22 protein-coding genes are annotated in these 24,369 nt (G+C 69.9%); 7 read left to right on the forward strand and 15 right to left on the reverse strand.

Annotation, left to right across the window (positions count from 1 at the left end):
* Positions 1-138: 138 nt before the first annotated feature.
* Together MXD59_RS05015 and nicT are read left to right on the forward strand one after the other, a co-directional pair.
* Entirely contained in the window at positions 139-513 is a 375-nt protein-coding gene (locus MXD59_RS05015) for a hypothetical protein (RefSeq protein ID WP_248823615.1), read from the forward strand.
* Positions 514-813: 300 nt separating this feature from the next.
* Positions 814-2,004, forward strand: a complete 1,191-nt coding sequence (gene nicT / locus MXD59_RS05020) for a Nickel transporter NicT (RefSeq protein WP_248823616.1) — start codon at positions 814-816, stop codon at positions 2,002-2,004.
* Positions 2,005-2,064: 60 nt separating this feature from the next.
* Here the strand turns inward: nicT and nhaA are convergent, their stop codons facing one another.
* The 4 genes from nhaA to MXD59_RS05040 all read right to left on the reverse strand — a co-directional run bounded on the left by nhaA (position 2,065) and on the right by MXD59_RS05040 (position 5,543).
* Entirely contained in the window at positions 2,065-3,369 is a 1,305-nt protein-coding gene (gene nhaA / locus MXD59_RS05025; RefSeq protein WP_248823617.1) for a Na+/H+ antiporter NhaA, read from the reverse strand.
* Positions 3,370-3,624: 255 nt separating this feature from the next.
* Positions 3,625-4,008, reverse strand: a complete 384-nt coding sequence (locus MXD59_RS05030) for a BlaI/MecI/CopY family transcriptional regulator (RefSeq protein WP_248823618.1) — start codon at positions 4,006-4,008, stop codon at positions 3,625-3,627.
* A gap of 242 nt (positions 4,009-4,250) precedes the next feature.
* Positions 4,251-4,874, reverse strand: a complete 624-nt coding sequence (locus MXD59_RS05035; RefSeq protein WP_248823619.1) for a hypothetical protein — start codon at positions 4,872-4,874, stop codon at positions 4,251-4,253.
* A 276-nt stretch (positions 4,875-5,150) separates the two neighbouring features.
* The gene (locus MXD59_RS05040) at positions 5,151-5,543 is read right to left on the reverse strand and encodes an SCO5389 family protein (RefSeq protein ID WP_248823620.1); all 393 of its coding nucleotides are present in this window, start codon (positions 5,541-5,543) and stop codon (positions 5,151-5,153) included.
* A 438-nt stretch (positions 5,544-5,981) separates the two neighbouring features.
* Between MXD59_RS05040 and MXD59_RS05045 the strand changes: the two genes are divergently transcribed.
* Both MXD59_RS05045 and MXD59_RS05050 read left to right on the forward strand, forming a co-directional pair.
* Positions 5,982-6,299: a hypothetical protein gene (locus tag MXD59_RS05045; protein ID WP_248823621.1), complete on the forward strand. Its 318-nt coding sequence runs from the start codon at positions 5,982-5,984 to the stop codon at positions 6,297-6,299.
* Positions 6,296-7,012, forward strand: a complete 717-nt coding sequence (locus MXD59_RS05050; RefSeq protein ID WP_248823622.1) for an SDR family NAD(P)-dependent oxidoreductase — start codon at positions 6,296-6,298, stop codon at positions 7,010-7,012. The genes MXD59_RS05045 and MXD59_RS05050 overlap by 4 nt, the downstream gene beginning before the upstream one ends.
* Before the next feature lie 240 nt (positions 7,013-7,252).
* On the opposite strand, the gene groL is transcribed toward MXD59_RS05050, so the two are convergent.
* The 5 genes from groL to MXD59_RS05075 all read right to left on the reverse strand — a co-directional run bounded on the left by groL (position 7,253) and on the right by MXD59_RS05075 (position 13,437).
* Positions 7,253-8,881, reverse strand: coding sequence for a chaperonin GroEL (gene groL / locus MXD59_RS05055; RefSeq protein ID WP_248823623.1), 1,629 nt, complete (start codon positions 8,879-8,881; stop codon positions 7,253-7,255).
* Positions 8,882-9,101: 220 nt separating this feature from the next.
* Positions 9,102-10,688, reverse strand: a complete 1,587-nt coding sequence (locus MXD59_RS05060; RefSeq protein ID WP_248823624.1) for an AMP-binding protein — start codon at positions 10,686-10,688, stop codon at positions 9,102-9,104.
* Positions 10,689-10,825: 137 nt separating this feature from the next.
* Positions 10,826-11,596 (reverse strand): SDR family NAD(P)-dependent oxidoreductase, encoded by a 771-nt coding sequence (locus MXD59_RS05065; protein WP_248814128.1) that lies wholly within the window; start codon positions 11,594-11,596, stop codon positions 10,826-10,828.
* Positions 11,597-11,671: 75 nt separating this feature from the next.
* Positions 11,672-12,214 carry a nuclear transport factor 2-like protein gene (locus MXD59_RS05070; protein WP_248814126.1) on the reverse strand — a complete coding sequence of 181 codons (543 nt, stop codon included), beginning with the start codon at positions 12,212-12,214 and terminating at the stop codon, positions 11,672-11,674.
* Between the two features lie 197 nt (positions 12,215-12,411).
* Positions 12,412-13,437: a hypothetical protein gene (locus MXD59_RS05075; RefSeq protein WP_248814125.1), complete on the reverse strand. Its 1,026-nt coding sequence runs from the start codon at positions 13,435-13,437 to the stop codon at positions 12,412-12,414.
* A gap of 199 nt (positions 13,438-13,636) precedes the next feature.
* Here MXD59_RS05075 and MXD59_RS05080 point away from each other — a divergent pair, with 199 nt between their 5' ends.
* Positions 13,637-14,968, forward strand: coding sequence for a hypothetical protein (locus MXD59_RS05080; protein ID WP_248823625.1), 1,332 nt, complete (start codon positions 13,637-13,639; stop codon positions 14,966-14,968).
* Between the two features lie 140 nt (positions 14,969-15,108).
* The gene (lysS, locus tag MXD59_RS05085; RefSeq protein ID WP_248823626.1) at positions 15,109-16,605 is read left to right on the forward strand and encodes a lysine--tRNA ligase; all 1,497 of its coding nucleotides are present in this window, start codon (positions 15,109-15,111) and stop codon (positions 16,603-16,605) included.
* 94 nt (positions 16,606-16,699) lie between these two features.
* On the opposite strand, the gene MXD59_RS05090 is transcribed toward lysS, so the two are convergent.
* The 5 genes from MXD59_RS05090 to MXD59_RS05110 all read right to left on the reverse strand — a co-directional run bounded on the left by MXD59_RS05090 (position 16,700) and on the right by MXD59_RS05110 (position 22,291).
* Positions 16,700-17,395 (reverse strand): NADPH-dependent F420 reductase, encoded by a 696-nt coding sequence (locus MXD59_RS05090; RefSeq protein WP_248823627.1) that lies wholly within the window; start codon positions 17,393-17,395, stop codon positions 16,700-16,702.
* Between the two features lie 204 nt (positions 17,396-17,599).
* Positions 17,600-18,145 carry an EF-hand domain-containing protein gene (locus tag MXD59_RS05095; protein WP_248823628.1) on the reverse strand — a complete coding sequence of 182 codons (546 nt, stop codon included), beginning with the start codon at positions 18,143-18,145 and terminating at the stop codon, positions 17,600-17,602.
* Between the two features lie 201 nt (positions 18,146-18,346).
* A complete protein-coding gene (locus MXD59_RS05100) occupies positions 18,347-19,861 on the reverse strand; it encodes an MATE family efflux transporter (RefSeq protein WP_248823629.1) in 1,515 nt (504 codons plus the stop codon).
* 150 nt (positions 19,862-20,011) lie between these two features.
* Positions 20,012-20,929, reverse strand: coding sequence for a metal ABC transporter solute-binding protein, Zn/Mn family (locus MXD59_RS05105; RefSeq protein ID WP_372511922.1), 918 nt, complete (start codon positions 20,927-20,929; stop codon positions 20,012-20,014).
* Positions 20,930-21,142: 213 nt separating this feature from the next.
* The gene (locus MXD59_RS05110; RefSeq protein WP_248823630.1) at positions 21,143-22,291 is read right to left on the reverse strand and encodes an agmatine deiminase family protein; all 1,149 of its coding nucleotides are present in this window, start codon (positions 22,289-22,291) and stop codon (positions 21,143-21,145) included.
* A gap of 121 nt (positions 22,292-22,412) precedes the next feature.
* On the opposite strand from MXD59_RS05110, the gene MXD59_RS05115 reads away from it, so the two are divergent.
* Entirely contained in the window at positions 22,413-23,435 is a 1,023-nt protein-coding gene (locus MXD59_RS05115; RefSeq protein ID WP_248823631.1) for a nitrilase-related carbon-nitrogen hydrolase, read from the forward strand.
* Between the two features lie 69 nt (positions 23,436-23,504).
* On the opposite strand, the gene MXD59_RS05120 is transcribed toward MXD59_RS05115, so the two are convergent.
* Positions 23,505-24,314, reverse strand: a complete 810-nt coding sequence (locus tag MXD59_RS05120) for a hypothetical protein (protein ID WP_248823632.1) — start codon at positions 24,312-24,314, stop codon at positions 23,505-23,507.
* Positions 24,315-24,369 lie beyond the last annotated feature (55 nt).

The raw sequence follows: 24,369 nt of genomic DNA on the forward strand, positions 1-24,369 counted from the left end.
ACCGTCTGGTAGTGCCCGACTCTGGCGAGCCGGGAGGTGCGGAACGTGAGCGTGTCCTGTGCGGCTCACCTGCCATGATTATGTCACTGAGAGTTACATTTCATCCGAATGGGTAATCGCCCGGACGCCAGAGAAGCTGTGGCGGAGACTGTGAAGCCCCGACGGCCGGTCGACGATGACGAAGAAGATGACGAAGAATTCGCGACTGTCCCCCGGGCGGAGTACGAGCGACTGCAGGCCAGCCGGCGCCAGTTCGGCGCCGAGACCAGCCGCGGCCACATCCTGCGCGACGAACAGGCGCGGTTGCGGCAGCTCATCGCTGACGTAGCAGCCGCCCTGGGGCGGCCGAACAGCCCCATCTGCATGTCGTGTGTACCCGCTGCGGCACGCTGCGCGAGATCGCGGAGCCCGGCCGAACCCGCTCCCGGCGCGGTCGCGCATCTGGCGGCGATCCCCGGGCTGGATGTCGTCGGCCCCGCGACGCTTGCCATCTATGGACGCCGCGAGCGCTGATGGGCCGCCTGACGGCGCCCCATCAGCCAAACCAGCGCGGTCGGCCCCACATCATGCCAGTTGCAACATCCTTGCAAGAGCGACATAGTTGCATCTGTGTTGATGCCGGCGGGTCGACGGAGCCCTTCCGGCGCCTCCGGCTGACCTGTCCGATCCGGTGCCCCGCAGTCACGACACGGACCACTCGCCGATCCAGCCGAGCGATGTGGGTCCTGCTTCCGCGTGGCCGCTCGGCCTGCGCCCGGCCCATTCCCTCCTGGGCCCGCGTCGAGCCTGTTCCCCGCAGTGAGGAGACCTCTGGTGGCCCACCCATCCCCCGGCGTCGGCGAGCCGTCCCTGCCGAGGCGGCTGGCCCGGTTCCGGCACAGCCTCACGGGGGCGGACAAGCGGTCCCTGGCGGGGATGACCGCGTTTATCGTCCTGCTGCACGTGGTGGGATTTGTCGTTCTGCTCACCCTTGTCACCCCGCATGGCTACCATCTCGGCGGCGACCATCCGGTGTTCACCGCCGGGGTCGGCGTCCTGGCCTATACCTTCGGACTCCGCCACGCCTTCGACGCCGACCACATCGCCGCTGTCGACAACACCACTCGTAAGCTCATCGCCGACAACACGGCGCGGGAAGCCGAAGGTGCGGGCCCGCAACGCCGACCGCTCTCGGTCGGGTTCTGGTTCTCCCTCGGCCACTCGACGATCGTCTTCGCGCTCGCGTTCCTGCTTTCGGTCGGTATCAAGTCCCTGGTCGGGCCGGTCGAGGACGACTCCTCCAGGCTTCACACCATCACCGGCGTGATCGGCCCGTCGGTCTCAGGTGTCTTCCTGTGGGTGTTGGGGATCCTGAACCTCGCCGCCCTGCTTGGCATCGTCAAGGTCTTCCGCGAGATGCGCAACGGGCACTACAACGAGCAGGAACTCGAGCGACGGCTGGACTCCCGCGGTTTTATGAACCGTTTCCTCGGTGGCCTGACCAGGACGGTCACCAAGCCGTGGAACATCTACCCGATCGGTGTGCTGTTCGGCCTCGGATTCGACACCGCGACCGAGGTTGGCCTGCTCGTCCTCGCCGGCGGCGCCGCGGCGTTCGACCTGCCCTTCTACTCGATCCTTGTGCTGCCGATCCTGTTCGCCGCCGGCATGTGTCTCATGGACACCATTGATGGTGTGTTCATGAACGCCGCCTACGGCTGGGCATTCGCCCGTCCGGTTCGCAAGGTGTTCTACAATCTGACCATCACCACCATCTCGGTGATCGTTGCGCTCGTTATCGGCACGATCGAACTTGTCGGTGTCCTTGCTGACCGGTTCACGATCGAGTCCGGGCCGTTCGCCTGGATCGCCAACATCAACCTCGACTACGCCGGCTACGGCATCGTCGGCCTTTTCTTCCTCGCCTGGGCCATCGCGCTCGCTGTCTGGTACTTCGGCCGCGTCGAGGAACGCTGGACCGCCAACCTCCCCAGCGAATCGACCCAGCCCGCCGAAACCAGCTGACCATGCTGTCACCCGGGATGGCCGGGATGGGTGGGGCGTACTGGTTCGGTTGGCTGTCGGTCAGGCCCGGTCCTGGTAGATGTCGGGGATACCGTCGTGGTCGCGGTCGACCGTTTCCGCTTCCTGTATCCGGCGGTAGACACGGCTGCGCAGGCGCAGGGCCACGGCGGCCAGCAGGGCGGCGAGCAGGGAGCCGGTCAGGACGGCGATCTTGACGTGGTCGTCGCGTGTGCTGCCGGTGCCGAAGGCCAGTTCGCCGATGAGCAGGGAGACGGTGAATCCGATACCGGCGAGGACGGCCAGGCCGAGGACGTCGACCCAGGCCAGCCCGTCGTCGAGGGTGGCACGGGTGAAGCGGGCCACCAGGTAGGTGGCGGTCATGATGCCCAGTGGTTTTCCGACGACGAGGCCGATGACGATGCCGACGGCGGCGCGGTCGGAGAGCGCGTCGGTCAGTCCGTTCAGGCCGCCGATGGTGACTCCGGCGGAGAAGAACGCGAAGACCGGTACCGCCACTGCGGCGGAGAGGGGTCGCCAGCGGTGTTCGAAGTGCTCGGCCAGCCCGGGGCCCGCGTCGGGTCCACCGGCGCGCTTGCTGCGCAGCACCGGCACGGCGAAGCCCAGCAGCACGCCGGCGACGGTGGCGTGCACGCCGGAGGCGTGGACGAGTGTCCAGGTGGCGGCGGCCAGAGGCAGCAGGAGCCACCATGAACGCACCCGGCGTTGCACCAGCAGGGTGAACACCGCCAGCGGCACCAGGGCGCCCAGCAGCGGGAGGACGCGGAGATCCCGGGTGTAGACGACGGCGATGATGACGATGGCGATCAGGTCGTCGACGACCGCGAGGGTGAGCAGGAAGGTCCGCAGCGCGGACGGCAGATGCCGGCCGATGACCGCGAGCACCGCCAGGGCGAAGGCGATGTCGGTGGCGGTCGGGATCGCCCAGCCGCGTGCGGCGTCACCGCCGAGGTTGACCAGCGTGTACAGCATGGCCGGGACGGCCACGCCACCGACGGCGGCGAGGACCGGGACCGCGGCTCGTCGGGGGTCGCGGAGGTCCCCGGCGACGAACTCGCGTTTGAGTTCCAGCCCGGCGACGAAGAAGAAGATCGCCAGCAGGCCGTCGGCGGCCCACTGGGCCAGGGTGAGGTTCAGGTGCGCCCAGGACGGGCCGACCTGGTAGGACAGCATCGACTGGTAGGACTCCGACCACGGTGAGTTCGCCCAGGCGAGGGCCAGGACCGTGGCCGCGAGCAGCAGCGCGCCACCGATGGTCTCCCGGCGCAGGATCGCGGCGATGCGACGGGTCTCGGGCCACGACCTGCGATCGAACACGCTGAACCGGCGAGGCGGGGGCTGACTCATGGTGGGACTCCTAGCCGAGGGGTCAGGTCACACGCTGCCGACCAGACTTCCCGGCGCACCAACACCAATACTGCCCACCCTAGCGGTGCGCGTGGCCGGGCGGCGAACCGGACGTCGACTCCAGCCACGACGCCGACGCCCTGGGCTGGAGTTTGACCCCGAGGTGTCGATCGTCGTCGGTCTGCATGCCGTCGGGATGCCGCCACCGGTGCACGGCGACGGCATCCCGACGGGCGTGGGTTCGCTCTGGCTGCGCTAGCCCTGTTCTCCCGCGTTGAGGGCCTGCAGGAGAAGGCCGCGGTGATCCGGTGAGAGATGGCCGGCGAAGTAGCGCAGTACCGTGCCGGGATCGTCGCCTCTGCGCAGGAGCTTCACCATCTGTACCGCGGCGTGGTCCTCGGCTCGTTGCAGTGGCCGATAGGCGAATCCTCGTCCATGCGGTGTCCGTTCGGCGAGGCCCTTGGCCACCAGCCGTAGCAGAGTGGTCGCTATCGTGCTCTGCGCGAGATCTCCACCGAGCCGGTGCTGGACCTGCATGGGCATCAGCGGTTCGGACGTGGCCCAGAGCAGGGCCAGTACCTCGCGTTCCAACTCGCCGGCCGCGCGTCTGTGCGCGACCGGCATGACTGTCACAGGCATGGCAACTCCGCGGGTTACCGACCGGTCCGGAATCGCGCTGGCCTGGCCGGCGCGGCGGGCCGGCACACCAGGCAGGTCGGACCCGGTCGAGGCTCGAAGGTCGGCCCGCCGTCCACCCCGGACGCGGGTGTGGACCTTGACCGGCCGACATCCCGTTCCACCTCACGGCGACGGAACGGGCGACACCAGGTTCTGGCGCGGTCACCGGCGGTGCCTGCCGGCTGGAGGGCCGGTGGGACCGCTCAGACCGCGGCGCGGACCGGTGGGCCTCGGCGGACGACGATGTGGTGCAGCAGAACGGGCCGGCAGGTCCGGGTGTGGACGGGCCGGCGGGGGAGCGGACCGACCGCGGCCGGCGGAACGCACAGGCCCCGGCGGCGCAGCCTGCCGGCGGCGCGGCGGGCCACGGTCACGGCACCTCGGGCGGCCCGCCAGAGCAGGCGCTCGCCGACGGCGAGCCACCAGGCCAGCCCGATCGCGGCGAGGAGATGTGCCGCGATCATCGCCGGCCCGCCGGGAAGCAGGTCCACCCGCGCGGCCTCGTGGGTCATCGCCGCCAGATGGGTCGCGGACGTGCCCGTGGTGGATGCCGGGTGCGGGCTGCCGGTTGTGGTGGTGACGGCGAACGCGATGTGCAACCCGGTCTGGACAGCCAGTACGAGCCCGGTGAGGCGCGGCCACGACAGCCGTGCCGCCGATGCCCCCCAGCAGATCCGCCCGGCCAGGACGACCCCGAGGAGGACGACGGGGACCGATGGAGCCACCCCGCACGCGGCCCAGTGGGCGCCCACGGCCAGGGCGACGGCGATGGCCGCCACCGACCCGGCCCGGACACCACGCCCCGCCGGCGTCGCAGCCCAGTTCACGACACCACGTGGGGCACGGCGCCCCGCTCACACCGGGAACCCGGCCGGCTCTCGCGCGCGGACCGGGCCCGGATTCCCTCGAGCGATCCCGACCCGGACCCCGACCTCCGTCGTCCAGGGCGCGCCATCATGTCTCGTATCCTAGAAGATCAAAAACGGCTCCCGGCGTGTTTGGCCCGACCGCGGTCGGACGGGGCGACCGGCCGAACGCGGTCGCCCCGCGCATCTCCACCGCGTCGAAACGCCTGACAGCGATTGATGACGATTCCGGCTACGTCAGCAGTTGACGAACCCCGGTTGCTGGTTGAGGACCTGGCTCTGCGGGGAGACGAACCGCCGGTACTGCTCGCCGGCGGTGGCCTGGGGCCGGAAGGCGGCGAGCCGGTGGCAGTTCTGGAAGGCCAGCGCCACGCCGAAGTGCCGTTCCAGGGCCGCGCGGATCGCGGTGCTGGCCATGGCCCGCAGCAGTTGGCCCTGCTCTGCGTCGCCGACGGGCGGAATCTGGTTGTCGGTGAAGTCGCCCTCCGCGGCCGGCAGTTCGTCGGCGAGCCGCGCGACCAGATCGTAGGCGTAGGGCAGGGACTCGCGGATGCAGGCGAGGAAGTCGGCCTCGTCGACATGGCCTTGTTCGGCCTGTGTCAACAGGCTGGGCGACACGGTCAGGGACACAGGTACCTCCTGGGTGGTTGGCGCCGTTACCCCGGGTGGGCGCGGCGCGGGTGTGCAGGGCGGTGCCGGGGAGATCGATGCCTCAGCCGCCCGCCACTAATGATTACGGATACGGGAATCATTTTCATTATGCGTCGACGCGGTCTGGGTGGCAAGAGTGACCACGGCGAGGACAGGCGTGTCGCCGATCGCGGGTCCGGCCACGATGACGGCGAACAGAGCGATGGTCAGGACGTGTACCGCCGTGCACCACAGAGAGATCGCGTCGAGAGTGAACAGCCGGTGTGGACGAGGTGGACGAGGTGGACGACCATCCCGACGCCGGTCAGGGCGAACAGCGGTCAGCCTTACTGATCTTTGATTTTCCGGGTCGGGTTGGAGGCCGCGGGGTTGTTCGAGCGGGGTGCGTTGAATCGGGAGGTTGCGGCGGGTTCGCGGGTGAGCGAGCGGTCGGTGGAGTGGTGGCGTCTGCGGTGGAAGGCCGGTGGGGTGGTGGCGTTGCGGTCGCGGTGGACGACCGGGTCGGGTCGGGTGTTGATCGCGGGGCTGGCCTGCCACGAAGCCAGCCTCGACCTCGCCGCACGCACACAGCTCATCCGTGATGCCCGTGCCGGCGTGCCGGTTCGCAGCCCGCGGCTATTGTCGGGGCGGCGTCCGGTCCGTGCCTCGCAATGCCGGCTGGTCGGTGCGCTGTCGTTGCTGGCGGTGCGGGTACGTCGGACCGTGCCGCGTCGAGATCTGGAGCGTCGCGCATGAAGACCGCTGTGATCACCGGAGGCACCGACGGGATCGGTCGGGGGCTGGCCGAACACTGTCTCGCGGCCGGATACACCGTTCTTGTCATCGGCACGAACGCGACCAAAGGCAAGAAGATCGCGAGCCTGGCCGCCCGGTATCACCGGTCAGCTCGGACGCTCACCGCCGACGGTATCGAGAGCAACTTCGCGTTGTTCTACCTGAGCAGGTTCCTGTTCAGCCACGGGCTGGTCGGATCGCTGCGCCAGGCCGAGAACCCGGTCGTGCTCAATTTCGGTGGCGCCGGTCTGACGACGCCGATCCGGTGGCATGACATCCAGTGGGAGACCGGCTATCACGGCGTGCGCGCGATGGGCCAGGCCGGTCGGCTCAACGACCTGCTCGCCGTGGACTTCCTCGACCGGCATGCGGACTCCGGCATCCGTTATGTCATCAACCTGCCCGGCGTCGTCGCCACCAGCTTCGCCGGCGAGTACGAGTACTCCGCGGTCACCGCGTCGCAGGTCGAGGAGCTACGCGCCATCGGCAGGCCGGTCAGCCAGGCGGTCGCGGAGATCCTGCCCTTCCTGGGGCCCGGCGGCGACCGTCTCACCGCCGTGCGGGAGGGGCGACGCCTGGCCCTGGAGTCGAACGCCTGGGACCTGATCGAAGCCCGCCGCCTGCGCGATCTCACCCAGGCCGTCCTGGCCGACCACGACCGTCGAACTTCATGATCACTTTTCGATGTGTCGACGACACGCGCGGATCGTCGCATCGGCCACTTCCTCGACCCACGCCTTCATGGCCCACATCTCACCGCACCGGTGGATCGACAACGTCCTCGCCGGGCTCTGCCGCAAGGCAATCCCGGCCGCCCGCTGATGGGCGGACGCAGCGGGCCGGACCGCCGGCTGGCCACGGAGCGTGGCTGTCGGCGGTCCGGCCCGAGGGCTGATCAGGAGGCCCGGTCGGGCTCAGAAGCCCTGCTGGCGCATGGCGGCGTCGACCCCGGCGGCGTCGGCGGCCACGTCCTCGGGGGCGTTGGCCACGACGGCCTCGGTGGTCAGCAGCAGCGCGGCGATGGACGCGGCGTTCTGCAGTGCCGAGCGGGTGACCTTGACGGGGTCGATGATGCCGGCGGCGATCAGGTCGACGTACTGCCCGGTGGCGGCGTTGAGGCCGTGGCCGGTGGGCAGGTTGCGGACCTTCTCGACCACGACGCCACCCTCGAGACCGCTGTTGTAGGCGATCTGCCTGATCGGCGCGGCCAGGGCGACGCGGACGATGGCCGCCCCGGTGGCCTCGTCCCCGGTGAGCGTGAGCTGCTCGAACGCCGGGCCGGACGCCTGGAGCAGGGCGACGCCACCACCGGCGACGATGCCCTCCTCGACGGCGGCCTTGGCGTTGGAGACCGCGTCCTCGATGCGGTGCTTCTTCTCCTTGAGCTCGACCTCGGTGGCCGCGCCGACCTTGATGACGGCGACACCACCGGCGAGCTTCGCGAGGCGCTCCTGGCTCTTCTCCCGGTCGTAGTCGGTGTCGGCCGACTCGATCTCGTTCCGAAGCTGGCTGATCCGGGCCTCGATCTGCTCGGCGGAACCGAGACCGTCCACGATGGTGGTCTCGTCGGCGGTGATGACGACCCGACGGGCCCGGCCGAGCAGGTCCAGCGTGGTGCTTTCCAGGGTGAGGCCGATGTCCGCGGAGATGACCTGGCCGCCGGTGAGGATCGCGATGTCCTCCAGCTGGGCCTTGCGGCGGTCACCGAAACCCGGCGCCTTGACCGCGACGCTCCTGAAGGTGCCGCGGATCTTGTTGACGACCAGGGTGGCCAGCGCCTCGCCCTCGACATCCTCGCAGAGGATGAGCAGCGGCTTCGAGGTCTGCATGACCTTCTCCAGCAGCGGGAGAACGTCCTTGACCGCCGAGATCTTACTGTTGAGGATCAGCAGGTACGGGTCGTCGAGGACGGCCTCCTGCCGGTCGGCGTCGGTGACGAAGTACGGCGAGATGTAGCCCTTGTCGAAGCGCATGCCCTCGGTGAGCTCGAGCTCGAGACCGAAGGTGTTGCTCTCCTCGACGGTGATGACGCCTTCCTTGCCGACCTTGTCCAGCGCCTCGGCGATGAGGGCGCCGATCGCCGGGTCACCGGCGGAGATGGAGGCGGTGGAGGCGATCTGCGCCTTGGTCTCCACCTCCCGGGCGGTCCGCAGGAGTTCGGCGACCACGCTGGCGACCGCGGCCTCGATGCCCTTCTTCAGGCCGAGCGGGCCCGCGCCGGCGGCCACGTTGCGCAGACCCTCCCGGACCAGCGCCTGGGCCAGGATCGTCGCGGTGGTGGTGCCGTCACCCGCGACGTCGTTGGTCTTCTTCGCGACCTCCTTGACGAGCTCCGCGCCGATGCGCTCGTAGGCGTCCTCGAGCTCGACCTCACGGGCGATGCTCACACCGTCGTTGGTCACGGTCGGGGCGCCGAACTTGTTCGCGAGGACCACGTTGCGACCCTTGGGACCGAGCGTGACCTTCACCGCGTCGGCCAGCCGGTTCACGCCGCGCTCCAGGCCCCGTCGGGCTTCCTCGTCGAACGCGATCATCTTTGCCATACGTGCTGGGTCCTCTCAGGGGCAATCCCGGACTGGCACTCGACCTCGCTGAGTGCCAGTCACTGTATAGCCCGCCCGACGCCGCTCCGGGGCACCGATACCACCTCCGAGGGGCCCGGCCAGCCTGGTGACCTCGGCGGTCAGTCGAGGTCGAAGGCGGCGAGGGTCGCCTCGGTCAGGGCGGCCTCCTGGGCGACGGCACCCGCGTGGAGGGGGATGATCAGCCGATCTGGCGGGCGGAGCCGGACCAGTAGCGGGCCCGCAGCGCTTTCTTGTCGGGCTTGCCGACGGCGGTCAGCGGCACGGCGTCGGTGAACTCGATGGTCTTGGGCGAGTAGTGCGGGCCCTTGCGCTCCTTGACCAGCGCCCGCAACTCCTCGACGGAGACCTCGACGCCCGGACGGCGCACGACGACGGCGGTCACGGCCTCGCCCCACTTCGGGTCGGGAACACCGATCACCGCGGACGCGGCGACCCCCGGATGCTCGGACAGCACATCCTCGATCTCGCGGGGGAACACGTTGAAGCCGCCGCTGACAATCATGTCCTTGCGGCGATCGACGATCGTGTAGAAACCGTCCGGGTCCTGCCGGGCGACATCACCGGTGTGCAGCCAACCGCCCGCGAACACCTCGGCGGTCGCCTCCGGCTTGTTCCAGTAGCCCTTCATCACCAGCGGGCCACGGACGCAGATCTCACCCGGCTCGCCCGGCGGGACGGGATCGCCGGCCTCGTCGAGCAGGGCGATGTGCACCCATGGCACCGGTCGACCGCAACTGGCCAGCCGGGCCGGACTGTCCGGGTCGTGCTCCTCCTTGCGCAGCACGAACAGGGTCTGCGGCGCCTCGGTCTGACCGTAGAACTGGAAGAAGATCGGGCCCAGTTTTCCGATGGCCTCGCGCAGCCGGGCCGGCGACATCGCCGACGCGCCGTAGAACACGGTTTCCAGGCTGGACAGATCCGTCTCGGCGAACGCCGGATGATCGAGCAGTGCGTAGATCATCGACGGGACGAGAAACAACGATGTGATGCGGTACCGCTCGATCGCGGCGAGTACCGCGCCGGCGTCGAACTTCGGCAGGACCACGACGGAACCGCCCCGGTGCAACACCGGGATGATGAAGCTGGAGCCGGCGTGGCTCAACGGCGTGCAGACGAGATGACGCAGGTCCGCCGGCCACTGCCATTCGGAGATGAGGATGTGCGCCATCGCCGCGCTGCCCCGGTAGGTGGCCATCACACCCTTGGGCTGGCCGGTGGTCCCGCCGGTGTAGGCCAACGCCGAGATCGACTCGGGGTCGACGGCCGGGGCGACCAGGGGGGCGGGTGCGAACGTCGCGGCCAGCGCCACCAGGTCCTCACCCACCTCGGACGGACCGAACGACAGCAGCCGCTTGAGGCCCGGCACCTGCTCACGCAGCGCGGCGGCCCGCGGCGCGAAGCTCGGGTCGAACACGAGCGTCTCGATCTCGGCGTCGCGCAGGACATAGGCGTGGTCGTCGAGGGAACCCAGCGGATGCAGCGGGGTGTTACGGGCGCCGTTCATCAGGTAGGCGCCCATGGCGTAGAGCACCTCGGGCCGGTTGGTGGACAACACCGCCACGCCACTGCCCGCACCCACCCCGCGGGCCGCGTACACCTGGGCGTACTGGCTGATCCGTTCGGCGAGCTGGCCGAGGGTGAGAATCTCCTCGCCGAGGTAGATGGCCGGGCGTGCGGGGTCACGACGCAACGCGGCGAGCAGGAGGTCGGGAAAGTACGAACCGCGGTAAAGGTCAGCGAAATCAGTATGCGGACCATCTGTCACCGGGAACCCCCCTGATCGTTGTCGCATGGCATTCATGTCCGGCTGCCGAAGCACGCCGCGGGCCGCGATCCGCCGACGACCGGCAACGACCGATGTCGGCCCGCGACCGCCGGTGGTGTACGACCGCGGGCGGCGACCTACTTGGCCGGGAGACGCTGCGCGGCGTCGAGGCGGATGTTCTCGCCGTTGAGATACGGATTGCGCACGATCGCCTCGACGAGACGGGCGAACTCCTCCGGCCGTCCCATGCGGTGCGGAAAAACGATGCTGCTGGTCAGCTTGTCCTGCAACTCCTGGCGGGCGTTCAGCATCAGCTCGGTGCCCATCGTGCCGGGCGCGATCGCGCACACCCGGATGCCCACCGGGGCGAGGTCACGGGCCAGCGGCAGCGACATGCCGAGGATGGCCGCCTTCGCCGCGGCATAGGCGACCTGCCCGGCCTGTCCCTCGAAGCCCGCGAGTGAGCCAGTGTTGATCACCACGCCGCGCTGGCCGTCCTCGTCGGGGGTGTTGGTGGCCATCGCGGCGGCGGCGAGCCGGGTGACGTTGAAGGTGCCGACGGTGTTGATCGCGATGATGCGCTGGAAGGTCTCCAGGTCGTGGGGCGTGCCGTCCCGACTGACCGTGCGGGTCGGACGGCTGCCCCCACCGGCCACGTTGGCCACGATCGACAGGGTGCCGGCGGCGCGGGCCGCGTCCACGGCCGCCTGGACGTCGTTCGCGTCGGTGACATCGCCGGCGACAGCGGTCGCGGCCGGCCCGAGGTCGGCCGCCGTCGCCTTCGCCCGTTCGGCGTCGCGATCGAAGATGACGACCGCGACGCCGAGCCCGACGAGATGGCGGGCGGTGGCGCCACCCAGTCCGCCGGCCGCGCCGGTCACGACTGCCGATGCTCCAGTGAGATCCACGTTTCGTCGTCCCTGGTTCGTGAGGATGAGCCGGATGGGCTGGGTGAGCCGGATGGGCTGGGTGGCGTGGCCGGGTCAGCGGGTGGGCTGGGGCAGGCCACCGACGAGGTCGAGGCAGCGCTGGCGGTCGGCCAGGGTGGCGTCGGGCAGCACGGTCGTCTCGTCCGCCGGTGGATCCAGATAGAGCGATTCCGACGTGATCAGGGGCCCGTCACTCGTGACGAAGAAGGCGAGCGGCCCCACGGTGCGGCGCAGGCCACCGGAGGGCGCCGCGGTGAGCGTGACCAGAAAGCCGTGGCCGGCGACGGTGGTGCGGTCGGCCACCAGGGACTCGAGGCGCAGCCACATGAGTGCGCCGCCGGGAGCGGCCCCGAGCCGTTGGATGCTGGCGACCAACTGGTCGCGTCCGCTGGTCAGGGTCTTTCCGCCGACGTGGGTGACGAGGGAGAAGTCGGGCGCCAGCGTCGCGGCGACCCGGTCGGCGTCCCCGACGAGCTCGGCGATCAGACGTTCCCGGAAAACGACGAGGTTCCCCGCCTGCGGGGCCGCGGCCAGCTGCTCGTCGATCAGGCGGAACGCCGACAGAAGATCGCTTTCCTCGGGCTCCACGGTGGTCATCCTGCCTCTTTCGGTTCGCACGCGCGTCTCGGGCGGCTACTGTGAGTCGCCGACTCGCGGGACCGTCGGAGACATCTGCCCTACAGGTGTCGAGACGAAGATGCCACATTGTGTCGCGGTAGGACAGTCTTGCATTTTTGTCCGCTCCGCGGGATCGCTGGCGGGTGCGGCGACAGCGCTGAGCCACGAACGAACGGCTAGCCCAGGTCGGTCGAGGTGCGCTGCAGGGTGACCGTGGCCAGGGTGAGGAGCAGATCGTCGGCGCCGGCGTCGACCACCGTCACCGACACCACCCAGTGATCGCCGGAGTCGCGCAGGATCTGTCCGACCGTGCGGGCCGGGCCGGACCGTAGCTGCGCGAGGAAGTGCATCTGCAGGTCGATGGCCACGGCGCCGGGGCACATCGCCTCGGCGGCGGCTTCGACCAGCGCGGCCTGCGCCCCGCCAAGGATCGTCCCGATGCTGTTGGTGACGTAGGGGGTGCGGTGCAGCTCGAACTGCCCGGTGGCGGCGTCCAGCAGCTGCGCACCCAGGGCGTCCTGGATGTGGTCCGCCGGCCGCTCGACGACGTGGTCGGAGGATCGGATCGTGCCGACCCACTTGCCGGGGTCGTAGTCGTCCATGCCGGGGGCGGAGATCCGGGGGAGGCGAGCGAACGTCACCAGCGCCCGACCAGCTCTGGTCAGGCCCTCGACGTCGGCGCCCGGCCGGCCGGCCGGGGTGGCGTCGCCGAGCATCCGGTGCAGTTCGTGCGGATCGTCCACACCGTGCGCGTCGTAGATGTCGGACTCCGCGACGGCGACCTTCTTGCCGGCCCGGACAAGCCGGCTGTCCACGACGACCGGGCCGTCCATGATCCGGCCTCCGCCGTACACCGAGATGTCCTGCGTGGCGGTCCAGTCCGGCCGGACAGCGATCATCGTGGGGTGCGAGGTGCTGACGTCGACCAGCTGCAGGATGGCCGCCGTGGAGGCGAAGCCGGCCCGGGAGCGGACCGCGCCGGTCAGCGGCGCGATCGCCAGGCAGCGGCGCGCGGAGATCAGCAGCTCACTGGCCGCGAGGTTCGCGGCGAAGTGGTCCGTCGACACCCACGGCTCGTCCCTGGCGGCCCGGCCCGCTTCCGCCACCCCGTCCGCGACGGCGTCGGCGTCGGCGGGCGTCGTGGGTGTGGGGATGCGACTGGTCGCGGCGAGATCGGCAGGCGGGGGAGCCTCGGCGGGCATGGTCAGACCTCCACTGCGCCACCGACGGGCGCTGGGTTGCGGGTTCATGTGACGCTACCGAGGTTCGGTGCGAGATTCCTTCGACCGGTCGGTGATGCCCCGGTGGGGCATCTCACGTACGGTGCGCCGGCGGACGACGTTCGCCCTACTGTGGGCCACGCCACGTGGCCGTGCGGCCGCGGGCGGGGGGAGCCGGTTCTTGTTCGGGTTCGAGCTGCAGACGCAGAACGTCTTCGTGTCGAGGTCAGGGGTTGCCGACATCGGCGAGCGGGAGGTCGTCTACCGCCATCCGGTCGGCCTGACCCTGGAGGGCGACGAGACACATCTGCTCGGCGCCACCTCGGAGCTGGAGTTCGTGACGAAGCCGTTCGCGGACGAGCGGTCGGCGCGCGCCGCGCTCACCGTCGCCGCCCGGATCGCCGCGAAGCTCGCCGAAGGCGGCCAGCGCGACATCACCTTCGACCAGAACACCGAGTTCGAGGGCGGCACCTGGCTGCGCAGCGGCACCCTGCGCATCACCGACCCGACCTTCGGCGCTCAGGCCCAGGCCACCGTCGGCATTCCACTCGCGACACTGCCGACGTTCTTCCAGACCGTTCTGAACCGTACCCGGCACGCCAGCGACATCGACGATCTCGGCGCCTGGTCAAAGCTGTTGGAATGGCCGTCCGGGCCGTCCCCCAGGGCGCGCGGCTTTCTGTGGGCCTGCCAGATGTTCCTGTTCTCGGCGACCGCCGTGCCATTGTCCCGGTTCGTCGACCCGGTGAAACCGACGATGCCCGACGTCACCAACAAGATCTTCGACTTCACCGACACCGCCTTCACCCAGGACGTCCACGCCGTGGCGTTGAAACTGCCGGCCGAGAAGGTGCCGGAGAAAACCCTCGTCCTGGTCAACGCCGACTCACCGAAATCCGCGTTCCTGGCCCTGCACCGGACCGACTTCCACGCCATGTACCAGGCCCTGCCGCGGTTCGACCGTGATCTGCTCGCCGCCCTCGACATCACCGCGGCGATCTGGCCGCAGGATTACGGCGGACCCGACCACCGGTACGTCTTTCCGCTGCCCTACCGCGCCGACCCGCAGGCCACCGACGTGCCCGCGCGGACCGGCACGCCCCTGACAAACCGGACGGAATGGCTGCCGCGCGGGATCATCGCCGACCATCCGGCGACGTGGAGCCTCGTCGCCCACGGCCCGTCCATCCGCCAGTGGTGGACGTCGGTCCTGCACGGTGACGAGGCCCGCCGCAACATCGCCAAGGACGCCGCCTCCCCACCGCCCGGTCACCGCGGCCGTGACCCGCGTTATCTCGCCGACTTCCCCGACCCGAAGGTCGAGAACAAGGCGGACTACTACGGCATGGGCGCCTTCCCGACGGACACCGGCTCGACCGCCGACGACCGACTCGCCGTCTACGAGATCCGGGCGTTCATGGAGGACCTCGAGATGCCGCCCAAAGCCGAACTCACCAGCGGCCGATGGGCCACGATCGCCGACATCTTCTTCACCCACTACGCCCCGCGGTGACGCGGCGGCCGCGGACCGGACCGGGTGCGGCCCGGTCCGCGGTGGTCCCCGCGGCGTGGCCTCGCTGCTCGGGCTGCCGGGACCGTCGCCGGCAGCCGATACGCTGAAGCGGTCACGGAAGCGGCCATGAGGGTGAGTTGATGGTGAGCGAGCAGCCACAGGCGCGAGAGCTGGCCGGGCCGCGGGCCGGATACCGCGTCGACACGGTGGCGGTCGACGCGGCCGCGGCGCCGGATGGGACACCGGTGCGGCTGGCCGGCCGGGTGGTGCTGTGGCGGCGGATGGGCGGGCTCATCTTCGGGCACATCCAGGACCGCAGTGGTCGTGTGCAGGTGTCGCTGTCCAAGACCGACCTTGGTGCCGAAACCATCAGGGAATGGTCCCGGTCGGTCAAGATCGGCGACTTCATCGGGGTCGCCGGCGCCATGTACACCACCCGTCGCGGTGAGCGGACCGTCGGCATCGCCGAGCTGGAGGTGCTCAACCGCACCGTCCGCGCGCTGCCGGACAAGTGGCAGGGCCTGTCGAACGTCGAGGCCCGCTACCGACGCCGCTATCTGGACCTGCTGGTCAACCCCGACGCGCGGGCGCGGTTCCAGACCCGCACCCGGATCATCAGCCGCATCCGTCGCCACCTCGACGAGGCGGGTTTCCTCGAGGTCGAGACGCCGATGCTGCAGGAAGCGGCGTCGGGGGCCGCGGCCCGGCCGTTCATCACCCGGCACAACGCGCTCGGGGAGGACTTCTACCTGCGGATCTCGCCGGAGACGTTCCTCAAGCGCATTGTCGTCGGCGCGTACGACCGGGTGTACGAGCTCGGCCGCAACTTCCGCAACGAAGGCATGGACTCCTCGCACCTGCAGGAGTTCACGATGCTGGAGTGGTACGCCGCCTACTGGGACTACCGCGACAACATGACCTTCGTGCGAGAACTGATCCTCGCCGTCCTCGATGACGTGGTGGGCACCCGCTCGGTCACCTACGAGGGCACCAAGCTCGACTTCGGCGCCGACTGGCCGGAACTCGACTATCGCACCGAGGTCGAGCGACGCACCGGTATCGACCTCACCGTCGTACGTGATCTGCCGACCCTGCGTACCCGGGTGGCCGAGCTCGGCCTGGACGTCGGCGACTCCCCGTCCTACGCCGGCCTCGTCGACCTGCTGTACAAGAAGACCGTCCGGCCTCATCTGATCCAGCCGTGTTTCCTGCTGCACCATCCGGCGGAACTCGTCCCACTGGCCCGGCGCAACGACGACGACCCCACGGTGCTCGACATGTTCCAGGTCGTCGTGGACGGTCTGGAGATCGTCAAGGCCTATTCGGAGCTCATCGACCCCGCCGAACAGCGGCTGCGCCTCGAGGAACAGGCGGAGCTACGTGAGGCCGGCGACGACGAGACGATGATGCTCGAAGAGGACTTCATCGAGGCGATGGAGTACGGTATGCCGCCGATGTCCGGCCTCGGCCTCGGCATCGACCGTTTCGTCGCCCTGCTCACCGACGCCCCCACCCTGCGCGACGTGGTCCTTTTCCCCACCATGCGCGGCGCGCACAAGGACAGCCAGAGCGCTGACACCCCGAGCGGCGAGCAGGATCAGCCCGCCGACGGGGTCGCTGCCGAAGACACGGCGTAAGGGGCCCGTCCCACGGCGGACGTGGGCGCGTGCGCCGCCCACGTCCGCACGGGGCTGGGGCCGCGCGGGCGGCCTTCGATCCGGACCGTCCCGCTCAGACGGTCACGTCGGCGTAACGGCGGGCGGCCGCGAGCTTGGGACGGATCTCGTCGGGGCCGACGCCGGTGCGGGGCGGGCCGGCGAAACCGTCGGGGCCGATGTAGAGGCCGGCGTAGGCGGCGGTGTCCCGCTGGTAGCGCCATCCTTCGGCGAGCGGGCCGGCGTCGAAGGCGTTGTAGCCGATGTCGTCGAGGAAGCCGGTGACCGTCTTCTTGGCGTTCTCGCCGTCGCCGGCGATCAGCAGCGAGGTGCGTTCCGGCGAGCCTGCGGGACGAGCCAGTTCCAGCAGGTGCTTGAAGTAGATGTTGTTGAACGCCTTGACCACGTCGGACGTGGGCAGGTGCGCGGCGAGCAGTTCGCTGGTCGTCGTCGACTCGTCCTCGAGCTCGGGGATCGTGCCGTCGCGGTCCGGGTAGTAGTTGTTGGTGTCGATGACCACCTTGCCGGCGAGCGGCTCCACCGGGACGGCCCGGTAGGCGTGCAGGGGAACGCTCACGAGCACGAGGTCGCCCGCGGCGGCGGCCTCGGTGGACGTGGCGGCGCGGGCGCGCGGACCCAGTTCGGCGACCAGATCCGCGAGGGTCTCCGGGCCGCGCGAGTTGGACAGGACCACGTCGTAGCCGGCGTTGACCGCCAGGCGCGCGACGGTTCCGCCGATGTTTCCGCTGCCGATGAGGCCGAGTGTTGTCATGTCAGGGCTAACTTCCAGTAGTCCGATCGACATTCCTGGTTTTGCGAGATCACTGGCCATGCGGTTGCGCTGTGCGCGGAACATCCCGAGATGACCGGATGGACGGTGGTGACCCGCGGGTGCAGGGCGGGCGCGTCCGGTCAGGCCCGGTGCCCGGTCAGGCCCGGTGCCCCGTCAGGCCCGGTGCCCCGTCAGGCCTGGTGGCTACGCCACACCGAAGTAGCGGGCGCCGGGCAGGTCCCAGTCGGAGGAGTAGTAGAACTCCCGCCACGAACGGACGAACTCGTGTCGGCTGATCACGCCGTCGCCGTCGGAGTCCAGCCGGTCGAAGATCTCGTAGCCGTTCTTCGGATCGATCTCCCAGACCTTCAGGTAACGGCCGAACTCGTCCTTGCTGATGGTGCCGTCGCCATCGCGGTCGAGGGCGTCGAAGATGGTGTGGGCGAGGCCCTCGACCAGGTTGAAGCGGCTGGTGTCCAGGGTCAGCAGGCGTACGGCCTGAATGAACTCGTCCTTGTTCAGGCGGTCGGTTCCGTCCGAATGGCGCAGGAGTTCGAGCCAGTAGTGCTGGTGGGTGACCCACAGGCTCCGCGCCTCACGCGAGTCCTTGTCGAGCTCGAAACCGGACAGGTACCTGTCGAGGAGGCGTTCGTAGTCGCCCCACTCGATGACGCCGTCGTGGTTTGCGTCAACCGCCTGGAAAAGCTTCTCGAAGCGTACGTCCTGCGGCTTGGTTTCGGTGGTCGCCATAACAAACCCCTTTCGCGTGGAAAACGGGTGGCGCGAAGCCGTGGATCACATCTTGTGGATACTCGTCCGGCCGGCTCCGTAAGGGCAGTCTAGTCACGTCGATGAGTGCTGCAAGTCGACAGTGGCGGCTATCCTGGTACCCGTCGAGTATTCGGTGTCAAACATTCGTGACGGGTGAGAACGAGCCGTGGTGGCGTGGTTCTACCGGCGGGCGCCGAGACGTACCTGGCGGTGCAGGTGGTACAGCCAGGGCGGAATGGTCGCCCAGTAGACGATGATGTTGCCGATCATCACGCCTCGGGCGCCGCCGAGGAGCAGGCCGGTCAACGGGCAGGCGAGCAGGAACGGGACGAACGCCAGGTTGATCCAGAAGGTCAGCCTGGTCCGGCCGAACGCGTACAGCACCGCCGCCGGGCCGACCGCGAGGCACGGGCCGGCCTGGGCGATGACGGCCAGCAGCAGCAGCTGGTGGGTCTCGGCCCAGGTGTCGCCGAGCAGGGCGGCGCCGAAGTCGTCCGGCAGGACGACGAACGCGAGCCCCCACAGCGTGCTCGAGACGACCACCAGCCCGCTGACCAGGTAGGCGCCGCGCAGCACGGTCTGGGCCGGCAGGTGCCTGCGCCGGGAGAACTCCGGGATCGAGAAACTCATCAGCGCGACGGCGAGATTCGTGGTGGGCGCGAGCAGCGTCTGCAGGCCACGTAGCGCACCGACCAGCGAGGTGGAGCCGACCGCGCCGATGACCAGGGTGGAGGTCTGCGCTGCGCCCTGGAGGGAGAGGAACTCGGCGGTCATGAACCCGGTGGTCTCGCGGTGGCCGGTGAACCAGGCCCACGCTCGCCGGGGCTGCGGCCATGCCTGGTGCTGCAACACGCCGACCTGCGCCGCGACCGCCGCGGCCACCCCCCAGACCAGCACCATCGTCGCCGACCCGCCGACACCGCCCGGTGCGACCGTCGCCAGCAGCCACAGCCCAGCACCGAGCACCGCCGCCCACACCAGGTCGTTCGCCACGGCGAGCAGGGGCCGCCCCTGGGCGAACGACGCGTAACGCCAGGCGTCCTGCACCAGCAGCGCCGGCATGATCACGCCCATCGCGGCCAGGTTCGTGCCGACCGTACCGCCCATCCCGACGCCGACCAGCATCAGCAGCACCCCGACGGCGGCCCCGAGCATGAGCGCCGTGCCGGCCGCCTGGCGCACCGCCGAGCGGAACGCGCCGAGTGGGACGTCCGCGTAGCTGATGCCCAGCGGCGCGGTCGCCGCCGCCCGGGAGAGCCCCACGACCATGGCGAAAATCGTGTAGGCGATGGCGAACGCGCCGAACTCGGTCGGGTCCACCCGGCGGGCGATAACGAAGTTGATCGCCGCGTTGGTCCCGCTGGACACGACCTGGTCGAACACCGTCCACAGCGCGTTGACCCGGCTTCCCCCACGGCCGCGGCGCGCCCGCGCCTCGACTGACGGCCGATCGGCACCGTCTGGATCGGCCGTCCGGGCGGACGAGGATGCGGGCGGGGCCGATGTGTTCACCGCCTGGTCGGGTTCCGTCACGGGGGGCGGGTCGACGATCTCCAACGCGTCCGCCGGGATGGTGGGACGCCGAGCGGTCGCGGCGACGCGGGTGGTCCGGCGATCCCGGGGGATGATCAGCAGCGGCAGCGTGACCGCGTCCCGTAGGACGTGGTCCTGTTCGGGCCGCGTGTCGTCATCCACGTGAGATACCTCGAGCCGGTGTCGGATCCTTCCGGCGGATGACATGGCCGTGCGCAACTCCGCGCGGCGCTGCCCGGTTCCGCCCATGCCACCTATAACTCTACCGTCACGTAAGTGTTATCTTCCGGAGGCTCGTGGGCGTGTCGTCACTTAACGAAGCGCTGTGACTATCGTACGTGTGTTGTGTTCTTCCATGTGAAGGTAGGTGTCACCGTCCGAACCGGCCGGTCCGAGTGAGTCACCGTAGAGCGAGTCCTCGCCGGCCTCGACGCGCACCCCCGCCTCGTCCGCGATGGTCTGCGCGGTGCGCCGCGGCAGCGACGACTCGGAGAAGACCGCCTTCGTCCCCGTCTGCCGGATCCGTTCGACGAGCTTCCTGATGTTGCTGCCGGACAGCTCCGCGGACGTGTCGAAGCTCGGAATGATCGACCCGACGAAGGTCAGCCCGTAGCGCTCGACGTAGTAGCCGAACGCATCGTGATTGGTGACCAGCTTGCGGTTGGCCACGGGGATCGTGGCGATCTGACGGCGGATGTCCGCGTCCAGCGCGTCGAGCTGGGCATCGTAGGCCACCCGGTTCGCGTGGAACCGCGCCGCCGCGGACGGCTCCGCCTGGGCGAGTCCCCGTTCGATGTCCGCCACCATGATCTTGACGTTGAGCGGGTTGTGCCAGATGTGCGGATCACCGGCCTTCTCCTCGTCGCCCTGACCGGCCCGAATCCGCACTCCGTCGCTCGCGTTGACCCGCACCCCGTCGAAACCGGAGGCGTCGATCGTGTCCTCGAGCCAGCTCTCCAGCCCCACGCCGTTCTGGACGAGCACCTTCGCGTCCCCGATCGCCGCGAGATCGGCCGGGGCCGGCTCGTAGTCGTGCGGATCGACGCCTGGCCGCACGATCTGGGTCACCGTGACGCGGTCGCCGCCGACCACCCGGGTGAAGTCCGCCACCTGGCTGGTCGTCGCCACCACCGGCAGCCGCCCGTCCTTCCCCTCGGACGACCCCCCGGCGCCGCCCGACCCGCAGCCGACCAGGGCCAGGCCGGCGACCAGCGGGGTCAGCGCCACCAGTCGTATGCCCGCCCGCGGCGTCCGCCGTCGATCGCGGCGCCGGCCCCGGTCCCGGCTGCGGTCGTCGACGCCGCCGTGGTCGTGGTGGGCGCCATGCGGGCGGCGGGTGATCGCGGGGAGTGGGGAGTCGGGCACGTCATCCTCATCAGCGCAGGTGGGACCGACACGGGTCGGATCGGGCAGCACTAATGAAAACGATTTTCGATATGGTTGTCAACAGGACGGCTGCTGTTGGGTGATGCAGTGCACTCCGCCGCCGTTCGCGAAGATCACCCGGGCGTCCACCGGTTCGACCCGGCGGGACGGGTAGAGCCGGCCGAGCAGGTCGAGCGCGTCGGCATCCCGTGGGTCCTCGAAGGTCCCGGCCACCACGACCCCGTTCGCGACGTAGTAGTTCAGATACGAGTAGCCGGCCGGCTCCCCGTCGACCTCCAGCACGCGTGGCGCCGTGATCTCGACGACGTCGAACGGCCGGCCGGCCGCGTCCCGACTGGCGCGCAGCAGCGCGGCGAGTTCCCGGCTGGTCTCATGGTCGGGATGGGCCGGGTCCGGCTGATGATGCACAGCGACGAGCCCCGGTCGCACGAACGCCGCCACCACGTCGACATGCCCGCGGGTACCGAACCGGTCGTAGTCACGGGCCAGCCCCCGCGGCAGCCAGATCGCGTGGCTCGTACCGAGCTGCGCGTGCACTTCCGCCTCGACGCGGGCCCGGTCCCAGCCGGGATTGCGCCGAGGGTCGCGTTGCACCGTCTCGGTGAGCAGCACCGTACCCGCCCCGTCCACGGCGATGCCGCCGCCCTCGTTCGTCAGCGCGCAGGACCGCACCGCCGCACCGGCGAGCTCGGCGATCGAGCCCGCCAACTGACGGTCCGCGTCCCATGAGGCCCATTCCTGCGCCCCCCAGCCGTTGAACGTCCAGTCGACCGCACCGAGCGTGCCCTCCCCGCCGCAGCGACGCCCGTTCCCGCCGGGCGGCTGTGGAAGGTCGACGGTGAAGGTGGGACCGGTGTCGCGGACCCAGGCATCGTCGAGAGGACGTTCGACCACCGTCACCGGTCCCGGCGCGAGGCCGCGCGCGGCGGCGGCGTCGGCCCCGGGCCGGGCGATCAGGATGACCGGCTCGTACCGGCTGATCGTCCTCGCCACCGTCGCCCAGACCGCCCGGGCCTGGGTGAGACCGGGGGAGTCCACCGGGCCGAACGTGGCGTTCGGCGGCGGGAAGGCCATCCAGGTTCGCCGATGCGGCTCCCACTCCGCCGGCATCCGACGCCGGACCAGTCCACCGCCCGCCCCACCGGCCGCCGCCGTCGAGTGGCCAGCTGGCCCGGCCTCATCCGTGTCCTCAGAGGAAGCGATCACACTCCGTATTCTGACGCCCGCCGGTAGTCCGGACCGCTCCCGCCCCGCCCGCCCCGCCCCGCCTCGCCCACCTCGGCCCGCGTGGTCTCTGGTCGGCTGCCTGACGTGAGACGATGCGCCGATGCTGACGATCACCAGCATCGGCGTGCCGGACTCACCCGCCCGAACCAGCGCCCCGGTGCGGGAGCCGCTACGGATCGGGGCTGTGCAGCACCGCTGGCATCCGGACCCGGTCGAGCACGTCGCGGCGCTGCGGGCCGGCGCCGTCACCGCCGCCAACCTCGGTGCCAGGCTGGTCTGCTTCCAGGAACTGACACTGTCCCGCTACTTCGCCGATACGCCACCATCCGAGCGCGGTGCGCCGGGTGGCGGGCCTGAGCACGGGGACGGCGGCGGTCGGCCGGTGGCCCTGGCGGAACGGATCGAGGACGGCCCGACGCGCGTCCTGGCCACCCAGCTCGCCACGGAACTGGGCATCACCGTGCACATGTCGCTCTATGAGCGGGCCGATGTCGATGTCGATGCCGGCTTGGACGGCGATGGCGACGGGCTCGGGTTCAACACCGCGATCGTCGTCGGCCCGGACGGCACACTGCTCGCCCGCACCCGCAAGCTGCACATCCCCGTCACCGCCGGCTATCACGAGGATCGTTACTTCCGTCCCGGCCCGGCGGCCGGCGCCGACAGCTTCCCCGTACTCGCCGTGGACGATGCCCGTCTCGGCTTCCCCACCTGCTGGGACCAGTGGTTCCCCGAACTCGCCCGCGCCTACGGCCTGGCCGGCGCGGACGTCCTCGTCTACCCGACGGCGATCGGTTCCGAGCCGGATCATCCCGCGTTCGACACCGAACCGCTGTGGCGCACGGTCATCGTGGGCAACGGCATCGCCAACGGGACGTTCATGGTCGCCGTCAACCGGATCGGCTGTGAAGGCAGCCTGACGTTCTACGGTAGTTCGTTCATCAGCGACCCCTATGGCCGCGTTCTCGTGCGCGCGCCCAGGGACAGCCCGGCCGTCCTGGTCGCCGACCTCGACCTCGACCAGCGCCGCGACTGGCTCACGCTCTTCCCCTTCTTCACCACCCGCCGCCCCGACACCTACACCCCCCTGACCGTCCCCCGCTCTGACCGATCCCCGTCCTGACCCGGCAACCACCTGTGTCCGCAGGTACTGGACGGTCAACAGGTACGGGACGGGAAGCGGGAAACGAGATCAGGTGCCGTCCGGGCCGTGGGCGAGGGCGGCGAGTGCCCTGGCGTAGCGCGTGGCGCAGTACGGCGTCGGATGGATGAAGTCGATGACGCAGGGGCGGCCGTCCAGCGTGGTGTTGAATCCCAGCGACGGATGGATCGCCCGTGCGGCCTGTTCGGAATAGCGCACCGAACGGCCGCCGAAAGCGCCCGCCAGCTGTCTGTACATCTCGTTCAGTCGGCCGCTGCCGAGCATCGCTCCGGGCTGTGCCGATGCGGGTGAGGAAACGTCGACCTGCCGGTCGGCATTGTTCACCAGCGAGGGCAGGGCCGCCGCCAGAACCACTCTGGTCACCCCATGGCCGAGATACCAGCGGATCTGGCTGGTGAGTTCGGTGCGGTAGTCGACGATCAGCGAGGTCCCGAGCAGCTGGCGCGGGTTGTTGCCGTTCCAGTTCAGCACCACCGTGCGGGGCCTTCCGGCTGACCTGAGATCACTCGCGAGCAACGGCGAGGACGTCCCGTCGAACACCTCGGGTGAAAGCCCGGGATACCCGATCAGCCGCACGGTACCGGCCATCCCGCTGGACCGGGCCCTGACTCCATCGGTGACGCTGATGCCCGCGGGGGCACCGGCTGCCCCGCCACCCGCGGCCCCGCCACCCGCGGCGCGGGCCGCGAGTGCCACGACCGAATCACCGACGACCAGCGCCGGCGCGGAGGTACCTGTGCCGTCACCGCCGGTGTGTCGGCTCACGAGCACCGCGGTGACCAGCAGGACGATCACGATCAGGACCGTGACCACCAGGGTCGTCCACGAGCCGCCGCTCACGGACGCGCGGTGCCCGCGAGAGGCGCTGCGCGACGGGAGCGGATACACAGCATGC

Origin of the sequence: Frankia umida (genome assembly GCF_023242945.1) — a bacterium.
Taxonomy (GTDB): domain Bacteria; phylum Actinomycetota; class Actinomycetes; order Frankiales; family Frankiaceae; genus Frankia; species Frankia umida.